Genomic DNA, 16,500 nt, shown 5'->3' with positions numbered 1-16,500 from the left:
CGACGCCTGCTCCTTCGACGTCCACGGCGCCTGAACCCTCGACGTCCCGCAGCGCCTGCTTCTTCGACGTCCGCGGCGCCTGAATCTTCGACGTCCGCGGCGCCTGCTCCTTCGACGTCCACGGCGCCTGCTCCTTCGACGTCCCGCGACGCCTGCTCCTTCTACGTCCACGGCGCCTGAACCTTCGACGTCCCGCGACGCCTGCTCCTTCGACGTCCACGGCGCCTGAACCCTCGACGTCCCGCAGCGCCTGCTTCTTCGACGTCCGCGGCGCCTGAACCTTCGACGTCCCGCGGCTTGTCCGCGGGATCCATTGAGTTTAGGAGAACCAGGATCCTGGGAGCAAGCCAGGAGATGTAGTCGAAGGAGCAGAAAGCTTAGATATCTTCTTGTTAAGAAGATTTCCCAGTCATTTCTTTAATTTCATCAATTTTTGCTGAAATTCTCGCTAATAAATAAGAATCATTCTTTGCAAGGCTTTGTGCTACTTTGAGTTGGGCAACTGCCGCTCTTTTTTGTCCTTCAAGGAGCAAACATTGTGCTTGAGTGAAATAAGCATACCCTTTTTGATGGGATTGCGCCTGAGCTCGGGCCAGATCACGACATAAAGGCAAATCCTGTTTGTATCTCCTACTTCCTTTAAGTAGAACATTTGTCGCTTTTTCGTTTTGATCGGCAGCCAATAAACCTTGGGCATATGCCATGAGCGCCGCATAATTATCAGGATAATTTTTTTGGATTTCTTCGAGTCTGGAAATGGCTGCCTTATGTTGGGATAAGCCAGTTTCCGCTTGGGCCATCGCAATTTGGAAATAAAGATTATTATGTTCTACTAACAAGGGACTGAGCATTGTAACTGCTTTTGAAAAATTATTGTTATTTATCAATGCAAGGGCATGACCATATTGGCAAGCATATGCAGGAGTTTTTTTGTTACATTGATGGTCATAATAATCCAGTAAGGTCTTGGGATCCCGGATAACTGTAGTCCTTATTAATTCTTTAAACAATGGATATTCAAGAGAATCGCTATACTTTTTAGGTGAATATTGCGATGTACGGTTTTCGGCTTCAGCTATCCTATCTGCATCCAGGGGGTGTGTACGCAGGATTGCGGGTATATTGGCTGTGTAATAATACCGCGAATTTTCCTGCATTTTTTTAAAAAAAGCAGCCATACCATGAGGATTGTAACCCGCTTTAATCAGCATATCGATACCAATACTATCCGCTTCTTTTTCCTTGGAACGAGTAAAATTGATATTATCTTGTGAAAAGCCTGTCAAAGCGCCCATCATCCCGGCCATGCCAATAGTGGGGTTAATTACACCTAAAGCAGCTGATGCCAGCATGGAAGCAAGCATAGGAATACGCATTTGTTTTTGATGTTCAATCATTCGATAAAGATGATGCAAACGCACGTGCGCTATTTCATGAGCCATAACCCCGGCAAGCTCACTTTCAGAACTGGTTGTAAGAATGAGTTGAGAATTAATTCCTATATGTCCACCAGGTCCCGCGAAAGCATTGATTTCATTTGATTTCACTATGAAGAAATCCGGTGTTTTAATATGGCCAGCATGGGCTAGGTTTTTTCCAATACGGTTAATGTACTGACTTGCCAAAGGGTTTCGAGCCACGCTTTCTGATTGATTAATTTGCTGAACAAACTCTTTTTCTAATTGTTCCAGCTCATTTGTGGAGAATGGAGATAAACCCTCCGCAAAAGAAGACCCTACAAGAAAGCTTGTTAAGGCGATACAACAGATGTTTTTAATTTTCAATTTAATCATTAGGCTACTCAAAAATTGAATAATTTGTTATCATTCACGCATCGTAACTACTCACTCACTCTCGTTGCCCTGCGGCTAGCCCTTAGGACTACGTCTATTTAGCTTGTGAGCAGCTACCATGCATCTTAGAAAGGTACTAAACAATGCACAAAAAGTTTTTGCTCGCAGCACTTGAACAGGCCCGACTTGGACAAGGCCAATGCGCCCCCAATCCCTGTGTTGGTGCTGTTGCTGTGCAAAATGGAACTATTATAGCACAAGCATGTCATCGAGGTGCAGGGACTCCGCATGCAGAACAATTATTGTTAACACAGATTCCTCCTAAAATGCCAGGGGTTACGCTATATATTTCTCTTGAGCCCTGTAATCACTGGGGCAGAACGCCGCCATGTGTTGATGCAATTATTAATCATGGTGTGGAAGAAGTTGTTTTTGCTTATTTGGACCCTAATCCAGTGGTAGCTAAAAATAATTCCTCTGATAAATTACGAGCTCATGGAATAAAGGTAACCTATTACCCTATAGATGAGATTAATGAGTTTTATAAAAGTTACTCTTATTGGACACTCACAAAAAAACCTAGAGTCACTGTGAAAATAGCCCAAACATTAAATGGTAAAATTGGCCGGGAAATAGGAGAACGTGTTCTGTTATCCAATTCCTTGTGTGGAGAATTGACCCATAAAATGCGTGCTGCTGCTGACGTAATTCTAACTACAGCACGAACAGTTCGCTTGGATAATCCAAAAATGAACGTACGTTTGGGGCAGCAGGAGCAGGCAAAACCTGTGGCAATTATAGACAGGCAATTGACTCTAAACCAACAGTTTCAAATTTTTTCCACTGCGGCTCATTGTCTCATCTATCATTGTAATGAGAAGGAAGCCGCTTATCCAAACAGTACTTTCAATCTTATGCCCATGAAAGATGGTCTTATAGATCTCGGTGCCGTGATCGAGCATTTAGGGGAGTTAGGCTATCATGATGTATGGGTGGAAGCAGGCGGAGCTCTTTTTAATGCACTGCATCAGGAAAAATTAGTTCATAGAACATATTTATACATTGTTCCAAATATTTTGGAAGACAATGCAATTTCAGCATACCAGCAGAGTGGGATTTTTAATCGACTGCATACTATTTCTTGGCATGAGATGGGAGACAATATGGTAGCATGCCTGGATTGGCAGGAGGATCAAACAAACACTGGATCAAATGAGGTCGCGTTATGAAGTATTCATTAGCTACAATAGAACACGCAGTGGAAACACTCAAAGCCGGTAAAATGGTTATTTTAATGGATGATGAAGATAGGGAAAATGAAGGAGATCTGGTTGTTGCTGCAGATTATGCAACCCCAGAAGCGATTAATTTTATGTCTCGTCATGGTTGTGGATTAATCTGCTTGTCTATGGCTAATGAAATGGTTGATAAATTACAATTGCCCATGATGGCACAAAAGAATAAATCACCTTATGGTACGGCATTTACGGTTTCCATAGAAGCAGCAGAAGGCGTGTCTACTGGTATTTCAGCCAAAGACAGAGCTAAAACAATTCAAGTGGCCATTGACCCCAAAAGTGGACCAAATGATGTGATCTCTCCGGGACATGTTTTCCCTTTACGGGCTCGGACAAAGGGCGTTTTGGAGCGGGCTGGACAAACAGAAGGTAGTGTTGATTTAGCAAGGCTCGCAGGTTTAACCCCTGCTGCAGTGATTTGTGAAATTATTAATGAAGATGGGACAATGAGCAGGCGGGATGAATTGGCTTTATTTTCCGAAAAACATAATATTCCTCTGATTACTGTAAAGGATTTGATAGAATATCGTATCCGTAATGAGATATTGGTCAAACCTGCTGCTTCTACACGTATTCCTTTGCAAAACAAAGGTGATTTTAATATGACTGTGTTTGCAAATGAACTGGACAATGCAGAGCATTTTGCTCTGGTCAAGCCTCCTGTATTTGCAAACCGAGTGCCTTTGGTGCGTATCCATTCTGAATGCATTACAGGCGATATCTTCGGCTCGTGTAAATGCGACTGCGGCAAGCAATTGGAAAACTCTTTATCATTGATAGCTGCTGAAGGTGGTGTTTTAATCTATTTACGCCAGGAAGGGCGAGGAATAGGTTTGGCGAATAAAATAAAAGCATATGCTTTGCAGGAGCAAGGATTAGATACCGTTGATGCCAACCATCAATTGGGACTTCCTGTGGACAGCAGAAATTATGCGATTGCATATCAAATACTTAAATATTATGGTATTGAAGCAATACGATTATTAACGAATAATCCGTCAAAAATTGCTGCTGTGGATCGTTACGGAATAAAGGTTATGGAGAGAGTACCTTTAGAAATAGAACCTACTAAGGAAAGTCACAGATATTTAAAAACTAAAAAAGAGAAAATGGGACATTTGTTGGCATTAAATTTAGGCTAGTTTCTTTGTTGTTGCCAGGATTATATTGCAAGCCTGGATGAAGCGAATTGTAACACGGAGCTAAAAAATCCGAATTATAGCCAATGCGCCACCCAGCTGCAACAAATCAGAATTGTCAATTTCTCTAAAAAACAGTACTTAATTAGCAGGATAAAAGGTCAATTATGACAAATTTTATTTTTATTACAGGCGGGGTGGTATCTTCCTTAGGAAAAGGTATTGCAGCCGCGTCCCTCGCTGCAGTTCTCGAGGCACGTGGTCTTAAAGTAACTTTAATCAAACTTGATCCATATATTAACGTTGATCCCGGAACAATGAGTCCATTTCAGCATGGTGAAGTTTTTGTAACCCATGATGGTGCAGAAACGGATCTGGACTTGGGGCATTATGAACGGTTTGTTAATTCCACGATGACGAAGCGAAATAATTTCACTTCAGGAAAAATTTATGAAAACGTGATTAAAAAAGAACGTAAAGGTGATTATTTAGGGGGTACTGTACAGGTAATTCCTCATATTACGAATGAGATCAAACGTTGTATCAAATTAGGTGCTGATGGTTATGATGTGGCTATGGTTGAAATTGGTGGCACTGTAGGTGATATTGAGTCATTACCTTTTCTTGAGGCTATTCGCCAAATGCGGATTGAATTAGGTTCACAAAGAACCTTGTTTATCCATTTGACTTTGGTGCCTTATATTGCCACTTCGGGTGAGACGAAAACAAAGCCCACACAGCATTCTGTAAAAGAACTGCGATCCATAGGCATTCAACCAGATATTCTAATTTGCCGATCAGAAAAAGCGTTGCCAATGTCAGATCGAGCTAAAATTGCATTATTTACTAATGTGGAAAAAGAGGGCGTTATTCCTCTTGAAGATGCCCCAAGTATTTATCAAATCCCTAGAATATTACACGAGCATGGGTTGGATGATATTGTTGTCAAAAAATTAGGCCTCGATGTAAAACCTGCTGATTTGAGTGAATGGGATCGAGTAGTGTCAATGCAATCGACTCAAACCATGACTGTTAAAATTGCCATGGTTGGGAAATATATTGAATTGAACGATGCCTACAAATCCATCAATGAGGCTCTGCTTCATGCAGGGATTCATACTCAAACAAAAGTAGAAATAATCTATTTAGATGCAGAATTAATTGAAAAGCATGGTGCTGAGCTCTTGGAGGGTATTGATGCCATTCTTGTTCCAGGCGGGTTTGGTGAGCGCGGTGTGGAGGGCAAAATAACAGCCATCCAGTATGCGAGAGAACATAAAGTTCCTTTCCTGGGAATTTGTTTGGGCATGCAAACTGCGGTTATTGAATTTGCAAGAAATGTCGTTGGTTTAAAAGAGGCAAACTCAACTGAGTTCAATAAGAATACTCCATATCCTGTGCTTGGATTAATTAGTGAGTGGATGGATGCAGATGGATCAAAACAGCTTCGAAATGAGCACGGTGATTTGGGTGGGACAATGCGTTTGGGCGCTCAATTATGCCAATTGGAAGAGGGAACACTGGCGCGAGAAGTTTATGGTAAGCCACAAATAATTGAACGTCATCGCCATCGCTACGAAGTAAATAATAAATATGTTGAAAGTTTAGTCGATCACGGTTTAATTATTTCGGGACGTTCAGCAGACAACTCTCTGGTTGAAATGGTAGAATTATCTGATCATCCTTGGTTTTTGGCATGCCAATTTCATCCAGAATTTACATCAACCCCGAGAGCGAGCCATCCTTTATTTAAACAGTTTGTACTTGCCGCTCGCAAGAAACATCAAGGAAAAAAAGAACAATGAAATTATGCGGATTCGAAGCAGGTTTAGATAAGCCCCTATTTTTAATTGCTGGACCCTGTGTTATAGAAAGTGAAGAGTTGGCTTTGGAAACAGCGGGTTATCTAAAAGAACTGTGTCATGAATTACAGATTCCTTTTATCTATAAATCTTCATTTGATAAAGCCAACCGTTCTTCAATATCCAGCTATAGAGGCCCTGGCTTTGAAAAAGGCTTGTCCATTTTGGAAAAAGTAAAAAAACAAGTGGGTGTTCCCGTTTTGACTGATGTTCATGAAGATACGCCATTATTGGAAGTTTCTAGTGTTGTGGATGTATTACAAACACCTGCCTTTTTATGCAGGCAGACCAATTTCATTCAGAAAGTTGCGTCAATGAATAAACCCGTGAATATCAAAAAAGGCCAGTTTCTCTCTCCTTGGGAAATGAAGCATGTCATTGACAAGGCTAAAGCCTGTGGTAACGAGCACATCATGGCTTGTGAACGAGGAGCAAGTTTCGGATATAATAATCTGGTTTCAGATATGCGTTCATTAGCGATTATGAGGGAAACAGGATGCCCAGTAGTTTATGATGCAACCCATTCCGTACAATTGCCTGGAGGCAATAATGGTGTCTCCGGGGGGCAGCGTGAATTCATCCCTGTTTTGGCACGTGCTGCAGTCGCTGCGGGAATTTCTGGTTTGTTTATGGAGACTCATCCAGATCCCGATAAAGCTTTAAGTGATGGCCCAAACAGTTGGCCTTTGGCTAAAATGAAACCCTTGTTGGAATCATTAAAAGCACTGGATTCAGTATATAAAAAAACGGGAGAAATTGAATAATCAATTTCTTTTCAGAACATTTCAAATCAAAAGCCCATTATAAGCTATAATATTGTTAGATGTTTTTTTTTTGAGATTTATAATGGGTAAATCAAAATGGCATGACCTTAAATCAAAGGCAGATAAAATAGATTTCGATCCGATTGATACTAAAGAAGAGCTGGATGCGATTGAGAGACTTAATATAGATCCAAACGAAACGCATCATGAGATGAGCGTTCTTCGTAATACGCAAATTGGCTCGGCCACCTTACCTGCAAAGTTGGATGATCAACGAAAAAATTTAGGTGCGGACGATACTACTTTGGAAAATTCAATCAATACCCCAAAACCCTCTTAAGTCCAGATTACTTAATTAATATTTAATCTCTGGCTTTTTTGAAGGTTCTGTAACCATTTGTCTCTATTGGCCTTCCCCATATCTGCTTTCTTTATGACATAGTGTAAAAGATAAATTCCTTGATCATCTTTGATCAAAAGCTCCAGTTCATCTTGAGCTTGGGTTTGAGGTTCTTCGATTCTTATTTCAAGAAGTATTCTGTCTTCAGTATTTACATGATATGTCACATTAGGGCTGAAACCTAAAGACTTCATATTTAAAATTAAAGTATCTGCGAATTCTTTCAAAGTAATTTTTTCCTGAAGGCCTGGAAAAAATTGGCTTGTGACTAATTCTTTCCAGTTATTTATATCATCGCCAGCAGGGACATACTCGATTGTTGTACCTACGGAATTTTTATTTCCCCAGGCCAATTGCCAGGGACGCTCATCAAATACAATTTTTAGTTTTTCCTCATTTTTTATCTGAGGATTTATGGTATTAGAATGAGTTAAGGTTGCATCACAATAAAGCATATCTTTATAAACATAGTATTGGACACACTGTGTCTCATTACCTTTATTTACTATAGTTAAATTATTCACAGAAAATGAGGCTTCTGCTACGAATGGGGGCATCATAAGGAAAGGCCATACGAATATAAAAAATTTTGTAATTCGTCTCATAATACGACCTATGGACGGTGTATCTTAAAGAATAGCTTAATTCTAATGTTAAATTGAAAAATTTGGCGCTACAGGGATATGAACGTTCCAGATCTAAAAAAAAACTCCTCTCTTCAACAAAAGGAGAGGAGCGAAATTGGATTAACTCAATTCAGCCATAGTAGACACAGCATGATATCCTGCGTCGACATGAACCACTTCACCAGTAATCCCTGAGGCAAGATTAGAACATAAGAATGCAGCAGTATTTCCTACTTCTTCAATGGTAACATTTCTATGTAGAGGCGTAATGCTGGCATAAGCATTTTGGATCTTTCGAAAATCTTTAATACCAGCTGCAGCAAGCGTTTTAATTGGTCCTGCGGATATGGCATTAATACGAATATTTTTAGAACCCAGACTGGCTGCCAGATAGCGCACAGAGGCTTCAAGGCTTGCTTTGGCAACACCCATAACATTATAGTTGGGCACTGCTTTTTCAGCGCCATAATAGGTGAGTGTTAAAAGAGAACCTTCTGTACCTTCCATCATAGGTAATGCGGCTTGGGCAAGCCCGATTAGGCTGTATGCACTGATGTCGTGTGCAATTTTAAAACCTTCACGAGTACATGACTCTACAAAATCGCCACTGATTTGATCAGCTGGGGCATAAGCAACGGAATGAACAAGTATATCTAAATGATTCCAGCTTTTCTGAAGGTTAGAAAAAAGGTTTTTAATTTCTTCATCAGAGGCTACATCACAAGGAAAAGTGAGTGAGGAATTAAATTCAGCTGCCATGTTTTCTACACGATCTTTTAATCGATCATTTTGATAAGTAAACGCCAGTTCGGCTCCTTGTTCATGGAAGGCTTTGGCAATACCGTAAGCAATGGAACGATTACTGGCCAATCCAATAATGAGCGCCTTTTTACCTGCTAAAAATCCCACTATTCTCTCCTCAATTAATTAGTATGCAGTGCTAATAGTTCCCGCATTTTGGCTTGAATCATTTCAATAGCAATTCTGTTTTCTCCTCCACGAGGAATAATAATGTCCGCATAACGGCTAGATGGCTCAATAAATTGTAAATACATAGGGCGTACTGTAGTTTCATATTGATGGACTACAGATTCAAAAGTTCTATGGCGTTCAACGACATCTCTTTTTAAACGTCTTGTTAAACAAACATCCAGAGGCGTTGACATAAAAATACGAATATCCATTATTTCTCGTAATTCTTTGTCGCTAAAGAGTAAAATACCTTCCAGAATAATGATGGCATGACGACCTACAGTTCTGGTTTCAGGCATGCGCATGTGTTTTGAGTGAGAATAGATGGGAATTTCAACAGATCTTCCATCCCTTAATTGTCGTAAGTGCTCGCAAAGTAAAGAGTGATCAAAAGAATCAGGGTGATCGTAATTTATTTTTTCTCTTTCAGAAAAGGGTAAATGACCATTATCCTTGTAATAGGCATCTTCAGAAATAACTACAACCTGTTCTGAGCCCAACTCATTAACAATCGTATTTGCTAAAAGGCTTTTACCCGAGGCAGAAGGGCCAGAAATCCCAATAATTATCGCTTGTTTGTTCATAATGATATCTTTAGAAATTTCGTGCAAATACTAAAGGTTTTTGGAGTTAAATTCAATCTTTTAATTAGAGCTGGCTTGAAAAAACCTCTATAAATAGTGCAATAAAACTCATTCAATCTTTATTATAAGTTTAGCAAAATGTCTCGTTTATTTTTTAGTCATTACGAGCCAATTTTGCAAGTGGTTCGGGCTATTTTACCCATTTAAATACTTATCCAATTATATTTTCAATTAAAATTTTGTACGACCTCTTGCAAAGGCTTTCCTACCGCTGCAGAGGGTTCTTTTATCATGAGCACTGCCGCTAATGTGGCGGCTATGTCTGTTGTAGAAGTGGGCGTGAAAATCCTTTGGGATTTAAAGGCAGGGTGAGCAAACAATAAGGGAACATAACTGTCATATTGCCAAGGGCTTCCATGAGCCACTCGATCTTCACTTTTATTCCCATACGACTGATTAGGTGGTTGAATCACGTAAATATCACCTGATCGATTCGGATAATACATTTTGTTGACCTTATTGCTAAGCCAATCTTCCTGAATATCAGTTACCGGTAATGCATAAGCTTTAAATATACCTGACTGCAGCGTCAATTCCTGTGCTAAATACTGAGCTACATTGTTTAATTTGAGTTGATGCTGATTGATGATTTGATGATTGAGATAAATATAGGGAGGGGTTATTGACATGAGCGTTTGTTCTGGAAGTTGAAATTCTTCTTTTAGAAGGATACGTAGATTTTGTTCCATTAAAACAATATCGACGGGTTTAATTTCAGTCATTTGGTGTGCTTTAAGGTAAGTAGGCCCATCATTGATGCCATGATCTGCCGTAAGAACAATGAGCGTATTTTTAAGGCCAACCTGTTTATCAATGGCACTAAATAAATGCGCCAAGGTTTTATCTAGTTCGAGTAAATTGTCTTCTGATTCAAGACTATTTGGTCCAAATTGGTGGCCAATGGCATCGACACCAGAAAAGCTGATGCCTAAATAATCTGTTTTTTCAGTGGATTGACCCAATTTTTCTTCATTTAAGAGGCGTTCTGCGAAATTTGCTATTAATTGATCTGCCATAGGTGTTCGCGACAAACATTTAAAAAACTCAGGTTTTGGAGATTGGGTGACATGATGTGGAAAAGTTTGCCCAAAAAGTTCATCCTCATGATGGAAAACAGGAGATTTGGCATGCTGATACTCCTTTTTAGATCGACCCAAAGTCCAGTCATAATCTTTAGGATGATAGTTTGCATTCCAGTCATTTACCCACTGTGGATATTGTGAATAATAATAAGAACTGGTAATAAATCCTCCATTGGTCGTGTCAAACCAAAAAGCTTTGCCAGCATGTCCTGCAAGTGCTATCGCTGAACGATCCTTTAAAGATACGCCAAAGGAGCGGCCTTTTTGCGAGAGAATGATTTCATCGCTTAAGGTGGAAGTATACAAGTTTTTAGGCGAGCGTCCGGGAATGGCAATTCGCGAATGGATGGTGGGCAATATTTTTGCATCCAAATCCTCCATACAATAGACCATTTGCTGAGATTTGCGATCATACCATTCATTATTGATAATACCATGTAATGCTGGGAAGCTCCCAGTGGCAACTGTAGTATGTCCTGCACAGGTTGTGGTATTCGCATGGGGATGGTGCGTATTGTGATAATCAATAGCGTGGCTTAGTAAATAATTAAACCCTCCTGGACCAAATTGCCGTTGATGTTGTTGGATTAAATCACCTCTTAATTGATCAATGACCAGTTGGACAACCAATTTTGGTTGGTTTATTTGTGCATGCGTATTCACACAACATAGAGAAAGAAGAATGGAGACGAAGTATTTTTTCATAACTTATCCTGTAGGACAAAAGGGTAAACTTAATCAACGTGATAAAAAAAAGCAAATTAAAAGTCTTCTGTATGGTTTTAAAAAACACATCTATCCTGATTTGGAAAAAAGTTATTTCCCCTAAAAACCAGTACAATTGAAAAAAATAGTTCCATTACTTAATAGTATTTTTAATCCATCTTCTTGACTTTAAAGATTAAAAATTAATTAAGGAGTAAAAAGAAAATGCATGACTGAGTGTATGAATTGGTTTACACTTCGCCTAGGAGTAATTTTTTTACTAATCCCTTTCATGGAGTTTAAGGAGAGCAGAAATGGGTTTTCAGTATGTGGAATATGATACGTTAGCGAAATACATCAGGGAGAGTATTGCAACTGAAGTCAGAAGACATGGTATTGATGACAGGAACTTAACTAAGGCTTTAAGAATCCTTTATATTAGCCATCCTGAACGAGCCACTCAATGTAAATATTTATTAGCAGTTCTCAATTGTCTTGATAAATCGAGTTTAGCTAACAAAGAATGTGTGCTCAATGCAGCAGCGTTCTATATTCGCGATCAAATTTCGGTAAGCTATAAAGAAGCGCTCACTTCTAGGTTTTTAGCCCCAGAGAATAGTACTTTATTTAACACATTAACCACGTCGCTCAATCTGACTTTAGACAATTTCCCCGACTCCAAAAATTTACTCGATATGTATGATGCTTTAAACCAATTCATGCATGCACATGTTTATCAAGATGGTGATCCAAGAAAAGGTTACCTGGATTTAAGCAAACAACCTTTTGCAAACAATAAAATCAAGAAATTCAAAGTTGAGAAAGTTCTGCAAGACCTCGTAACCAAAGTCGCAGGTTTAAGATTAAAATTAATTGATAAGGCCAAAGAGGAGCAGTCAAAAGAGTCTTCCAAAAAGCCCACTAGGTTAGGCTTATTTTCAGAAAATCTTCCTCTTACGACACTGCCTGATAATCCCTCAATTCAAGATAATGAAAAAATAGTAAAGACAGGCTATTAATGGAGGCAGCCGATGATATCTTACAGAATGAACCATACGTTAGCGGGATATAATAATTCCCGCCGCTTTAAAGGATAAAAGATTGTTCAAAGTAGTTCACAATTTCTTAAATCAGGATAAACCTCAGACAATATTAAAAATTAGGGTTGGACTTCTAATATTTTTGGTTGCTCTAATGGGTAACCCGCTACAGCCCAATCGATAATCCCGCCATCGACAGAATAAACTTCTTTATACCCCAAATCTATTAAAGTTTGAGCAGCAAACAACGAGCGAACGCCACCTTTACAGTGCAAATAAATGGGTTGGTTTTTATTTGGTATTTGTGCGGACACTGATGATGCAATGATGTCTTTGGGAATGTGTAGGGCTCCAGGAATATGTAATTCTTGCCACTCTGCTAATTCGCGGACATCAATGAGACAAAGATTAGGATTATTCTCTCTCACTTTTTTAAGTTCATGGACATCAATTCTTTTGATGTTAGGGTTGGTCATAGCGAACCTCTCTTATCGTTGGTCTTGTAATTGTGGAGTGGTGTAGCAACCAATAAATTGTTGCTGTAAAAACTCCTCCTATTAAAGTAGCAAATGCCCAAGTAGCAGCAGAAACCATAACTGGTTTTTGTCCCATTCTATTCAGGTTACCGGCATCATGTGCTACGGCTCCAGCAAAAATCAAATGTAAAATACCATTTATAATCATCATAATATATAAAAAAGTTTGTATTTGAGTGGAAAATTGCTGCACTAGCTCATTGATCATGAATAGTTCCCTTAAATATGTGAATCCAATGTATTGAATGGTGAGATTCAACAAATCCATACTCTCACTGGATCATTAAAGATTGTGTCGGAAATATAAATCAAAACCTGGATATAATATCATAAATAATATCTTTTATTTCTGTGTCAACACCGGTAACATCGTCAAAAAGAATAAAAAGAGAGAAAGCATGAATGTTCATGAAACCCCTGTTCCCCATTTAACTACAGCACATTCTGGACCTTTGTTTCATGTGGAAAAAATTGTTTTAAATCAAATTGCAACAATTGAATCCTGGTTTAGGCACCAATGGAAAGAAACTCCTCCTCCAATTACTTCTTCTGTTGATTTACGGCATGCTGGATTCAAGCTGGCACCGGTAGACACCAACCTTTTTCCAGCGGGATTCAATAATTTAAACCCAGAGTTTCTACCTATGTGCATCCAGGCTGCACAATCTGTTTTAATCGACTATGTTCCTGATTGCACTAGAATTTTACTTATTCCTGAGAGCCATACAAGGAATAAATTTTATTTAAAAAGCCTTAGCGTATTAAAAACTATTTTTATTAGAGCAGGATTTGTAGTTCGCATAGGCAGTTTAGATCCAGATTTAAAGGAACCCACAGAAGTGGTGCTGGATAGCGGAGAGACTCTCTTATTAGAACCCATACAAAGGCAGGGAGATAGAATAGGATTAACCAATTTTAACCCTTGTTTTCTCTTACTTAATAATGATTTATCCCAAGGTATTCCTGACATTCTACAAGGAATACAGCAAAAGATAAGACCAACTGCGCAACTTGGTTGGAGCTCAAGGTTAAAATCAAGCCATTTCAATTTTTATGATAAAGTTGTTGCTGAGTTTGCTGAAATTGTAGGGATGGATCCTTGGTTAATTAATCCATATTTTCGTGCCATAGAAGGCCTGGATTTTATGGCGCAAGAGGGCATAGATCAACTGGCATTGGAAGTAGAAAAGATTCTCACACTAATGAATGACAAATACGCTACTTATGGCATAAAGGAAAAACCCTTTGTAGTCATTAAAGCAGATAATGGAACCTACGGCATGAGTGTCATGATGGTGCATGAAGCTGAAGAAGTTCGTCAATTAAACAGGAAACAACGTACGCGTATGTCAACCAGCAAAGGCGGACGTAAGGTTGATAGAGTCATAATCCAGGAAGGTGTCTACACCTTCGAGACCATGCCGAATGGCTCTGTAGCTGAACCGGTAGTCTATATGATTGGACAATTTGTTGTCGGTGGATTTTACAGGGTTCATCAGGAGCGTGGAATTGATGAAAATCTAAATGCTCCTGGAATGCACTTTGAGCCGTTAGCTTTTGCGCAGGCTTGTAATATGCCCTGTGATGATTTAACGGAAGTGGATGAATCAAATCGTTTTTATGTTTATGGAGTCATCGCGCGATTGGCTGCATTAGCAGCAGCAAGGGAAATAGCGAATATTGGAGGCGAATAAATGAAACTTGCAGTATTGCTAGATCCTCTTCATCTATTAAAACCCTACAAGGATACATCTTTAGCCGTCATTAAGAGAGCTCAAGAGATGGGGTGGACTTGTTTCGTTTTTACTCAAGAAGACTTATTCTGTAAAGAAGGACATGCGTTTGCAAAAGTTTCGGATTTACATATTGGAGATATTCACAGCAAAGATTGGGCTACCATAAAATCTGTTTCAGAAAAGCCTCTAGCTGAATTTGATATTATTTTGATGCGAAAAGATCCTCCATTCAATACTGAATACATTTATTCCACCTATTTCTTGGATCTCGCGGAACGCGAAGGAGTTCTTGTAGCGAACAACCCCCAAAGTTTACGGGATGCCAATGAAAAATTTTTTACTTTGAATTTTCCTCAGTGCTGCCCTACAACGCTCGTCTCAAAAAATATGGGTCGTTTGAAGTCTTTTTGGGAGGAACACAAACAAGTGGTTTTTAAACCTTTAGAAGGCATGGGGGGGAATTCTGTGTTTCATGTGGAGGAGCATGGAGATAATTTGTCCGTCATTCTGGAGGTCCTAACTAAAAATCAAACGCAAACCATTATCGCCCAACGTTATATCCCGGAAATAAAAAATTTAGGCGATAAAAGGATATTATTAATTAATGGAGAACCTGTTGAGCATGCATTAGCACGTATTCCTGCTCCAGGAGATTTACGCGGAAATCTGGCTGCAGGGGCCCGTGGAGAAGTTGTTCCCATTACAGAAAGGGATAGATGGATATGTAAACAAATTGCACCCACTCTCAAAGAAAAAAAATTATATTTTGTGGGTATCGATGTCATCGGGGATTATTTAACGGAAATCAATGTGACAAGTCCTACATGTTTGCGAGAAATAGAGGCAGAAACCAAGCTCGATATTTCCGGTGAGTATCTACGTTGCCTGGAGAGAATACGCCGCGGCAAGTAAGTGGATTCCCTAGCTATTCATTGCATATGGTCAATCAGAATTTAAAAGATCAAGCGGTACCGAGTTCCGCTTCGCTTCCCTCGGATTTTCATTATTCATCGACATAATCATTTCCTACTTCTGGGGTAACTCCTGTTTCTTCTTTTTCATCCTCAACATACAATGCCCCAGTATCGGCTTGAGCTCCTGTAATAAGATGATTTCGATATTGCAAGTATGCATCTCTCATGAATGCATATCTATCCAATGCTTCATCCATAAGATTGTCGCTGTCTAGAAGTTGTGAGCGCAAATCCACTGCACGTAAAGCCAACAGGCTATAGACTAATGCATCATTATCGATGTAAACATAGGGGCTATAGAGTGCAAACTGAAATAACCAGCCTGCGCCATCTCGAAGAGTACTTGGTCCAAGTAAGGGTAGAACCAAATAAGGCGAATCTTTATCACCCCATTTTGCAAGCGTTAAACCCAAATCATTAGAATGAGGTGGCAGACCAAAAGTTTTAGCTACATCAAGTAAACCGCCAACCCCTAGTGAAGAATTGATAATAAATCGCCAAGAGTCGCGTATTGCCCATTTTCCTTCTGCCTGTAACAGGTCATTACCCACTGTCGGAATCAGGTCGAGGTTGTTGTAAAAATTATTGATACTTTTTCGTACCGGGGGAGGTAATACCGTCCGATATGCTTTTGCTGATGGTTTTAAAATTGCCCGATCCAGGACATTATTAAATTGATAAACTTTACGATTAAAGGGTTCAAAAGGATCTGCAGGGTTATTTCCCTTACTGATACAGCCTGTTAAAACCAGACTACTAGTAAAACTGATAACGAATGAAATGAATCGCATGATTTTTTTTATTATTTGGCTTGTTAAAAGATGTTACACGAGTTTGAAGTTCTTGCAAACATTCTAGATTTATGGATCCCGCGGACTAGCCGCGGGAAGTAGGACAAGTGAAGCCGCGGGAAGTAGGACAAGTGAAGC

The 16,500-nt window shown here is 39.5% G+C and carries 16 protein-coding genes; 8 read left to right on the top strand and 8 right to left on the bottom strand.

All coding sequences use genetic code 11. The annotated features are described in order from the left end of the window. Nucleotides 1-392: 392 nt before the first annotated feature. The gene (locus BU07_RS0115235; RefSeq protein WP_031567541.1) at nucleotides 393-1,793 is read right to left on the bottom strand and encodes a M48 family metalloprotease; all 1,401 of its coding nucleotides are present in this window, start codon (nucleotides 1,791-1,793) and stop codon (nucleotides 393-395) included. A 143-nt stretch (nucleotides 1,794-1,936) separates the two neighbouring features. Between BU07_RS0115235 and ribD the strand changes: the two genes are divergently transcribed. The 5 genes from ribD to BU07_RS0115210 all read left to right on the top strand — a co-directional run bounded on the left by ribD (nucleotide 1,937) and on the right by BU07_RS0115210 (nucleotide 7,196). After that, entirely contained in the window at nucleotides 1,937-3,022 is a 1,086-nt protein-coding gene (gene ribD / locus BU07_RS0115230; RefSeq protein ID WP_031567539.1) for a bifunctional diaminohydroxyphosphoribosylaminopyrimidine deaminase/5-amino-6-(5-phosphoribosylamino)uracil reductase RibD, read from the top strand. Continuing rightward, nucleotides 3,019-4,233, top strand: a complete 1,215-nt coding sequence (locus BU07_RS0115225; RefSeq protein WP_031567538.1) for a bifunctional 3,4-dihydroxy-2-butanone-4-phosphate synthase/GTP cyclohydrolase II — start codon at nucleotides 3,019-3,021, stop codon at nucleotides 4,231-4,233. The genes ribD and BU07_RS0115225 overlap by 4 nt, the downstream gene beginning before the upstream one ends. Nucleotides 4,234-4,397: 164 nt before the next feature. After that, complete coding sequence (gene pyrG, locus BU07_RS0115220) at nucleotides 4,398-6,035, top strand: CTP synthase (RefSeq protein ID WP_031567537.1); 1,638 nt, start codon at nucleotides 4,398-4,400, stop codon at nucleotides 6,033-6,035. Continuing rightward, complete coding sequence (gene kdsA, locus BU07_RS0115215; RefSeq protein ID WP_031567534.1) at nucleotides 6,032-6,856, top strand: 3-deoxy-8-phosphooctulonate synthase; 825 nt, start codon at nucleotides 6,032-6,034, stop codon at nucleotides 6,854-6,856. The genes pyrG and kdsA overlap by 4 nt, the downstream gene beginning before the upstream one ends. A gap of 82 nt (nucleotides 6,857-6,938) precedes the next feature. Continuing rightward, nucleotides 6,939-7,196: a hypothetical protein gene (locus tag BU07_RS0115210; protein ID WP_031567533.1), complete on the top strand. Its 258-nt coding sequence runs from the start codon at nucleotides 6,939-6,941 to the stop codon at nucleotides 7,194-7,196. An 11-nt stretch (nucleotides 7,197-7,207) separates the two neighbouring features. Here BU07_RS0115210 and BU07_RS0115205 read toward each other — a convergent pair whose 3' ends face one another. The 4 genes from BU07_RS0115205 to BU07_RS0115190 form a co-directional block, all read right to left on the bottom strand. Continuing rightward, nucleotides 7,208-7,861, bottom strand: a complete 654-nt coding sequence (locus BU07_RS0115205) for a hypothetical protein (RefSeq protein ID WP_031567532.1) — start codon at nucleotides 7,859-7,861, stop codon at nucleotides 7,208-7,210. 141 nt (nucleotides 7,862-8,002) lie between these two features. Then, on the bottom strand, nucleotides 8,003-8,791 hold the full coding sequence (locus BU07_RS0115200) for an enoyl-ACP reductase FabI (RefSeq protein ID WP_031567531.1): 789 nt from the start codon (nucleotides 8,789-8,791) through the stop codon (nucleotides 8,003-8,005). Between the two features lie 14 nt (nucleotides 8,792-8,805). Next, nucleotides 8,806-9,438: a uridine kinase gene (gene udk, locus BU07_RS0115195; protein WP_031567530.1), complete on the bottom strand. Its 633-nt coding sequence runs from the start codon at nucleotides 9,436-9,438 to the stop codon at nucleotides 8,806-8,808. Nucleotides 9,439-9,665: 227 nt separating this feature from the next. Beyond that, nucleotides 9,666-11,285: an alkaline phosphatase family protein gene (locus BU07_RS0115190; protein ID WP_031567529.1), complete on the bottom strand. Its 1,620-nt coding sequence runs from the start codon at nucleotides 11,283-11,285 to the stop codon at nucleotides 9,666-9,668. A 314-nt stretch (nucleotides 11,286-11,599) separates the two neighbouring features. Between BU07_RS0115190 and BU07_RS0115185 the strand changes: the two genes are divergently transcribed. Further along, nucleotides 11,600-12,304 carry a hypothetical protein gene (locus BU07_RS0115185; protein WP_031567528.1) on the top strand — a complete coding sequence of 235 codons (705 nt, stop codon included), beginning with the start codon at nucleotides 11,600-11,602 and terminating at the stop codon, nucleotides 12,302-12,304. A gap of 140 nt (nucleotides 12,305-12,444) precedes the next feature. Here the strand turns inward: BU07_RS0115185 and BU07_RS0115180 are convergent, their stop codons facing one another. Both BU07_RS0115180 and BU07_RS0115175 read right to left on the bottom strand, forming a co-directional pair. Next, nucleotides 12,445-12,801, bottom strand: coding sequence for a rhodanese-like domain-containing protein (locus BU07_RS0115180; RefSeq protein WP_031567527.1), 357 nt, complete (start codon nucleotides 12,799-12,801; stop codon nucleotides 12,445-12,447). Further along, nucleotides 12,788-13,069: a hypothetical protein gene (locus BU07_RS0115175; RefSeq protein ID WP_031567519.1), complete on the bottom strand. Its 282-nt coding sequence runs from the start codon at nucleotides 13,067-13,069 to the stop codon at nucleotides 12,788-12,790. Before BU07_RS0115175 ends, BU07_RS0115180 begins: the two co-directional genes overlap by 14 nt. A gap of 190 nt (nucleotides 13,070-13,259) precedes the next feature. Between BU07_RS0115175 and gshA the strand changes: the two genes are divergently transcribed. Together gshA and gshB are read left to right on the top strand one after the other, a co-directional pair. Beyond that, the gene (gene gshA, locus BU07_RS0115165) at nucleotides 13,260-14,555 is read left to right on the top strand and encodes a glutamate--cysteine ligase (protein ID WP_031567517.1); all 1,296 of its coding nucleotides are present in this window, start codon (nucleotides 13,260-13,262) and stop codon (nucleotides 14,553-14,555) included. Beyond that, on the top strand, nucleotides 14,556-15,509 hold the full coding sequence (gshB, locus tag BU07_RS0115160; protein WP_031567515.1) for a glutathione synthase: 954 nt from the start codon (nucleotides 14,556-14,558) through the stop codon (nucleotides 15,507-15,509). A 91-nt stretch (nucleotides 15,510-15,600) separates the two neighbouring features. Here the strand turns inward: gshB and BU07_RS0115155 are convergent, their stop codons facing one another. Then, on the bottom strand, nucleotides 15,601-16,362 hold the full coding sequence (locus BU07_RS0115155; protein ID WP_031567514.1) for an MlaA family lipoprotein: 762 nt from the start codon (nucleotides 16,360-16,362) through the stop codon (nucleotides 15,601-15,603). Nucleotides 16,363-16,500: the final 138 nt, after the last annotated feature.

This window comes from Legionella wadsworthii DSM 21896 = ATCC 33877 (assembly GCF_000701265.1).
GTDB lineage: Bacteria > Pseudomonadota > Gammaproteobacteria > Legionellales > Legionellaceae > Legionella > Legionella wadsworthii.
Note: the sequence above shows the minus strand (reverse complement) of the source record. Positions and strands in the feature narration are given on the sequence as shown.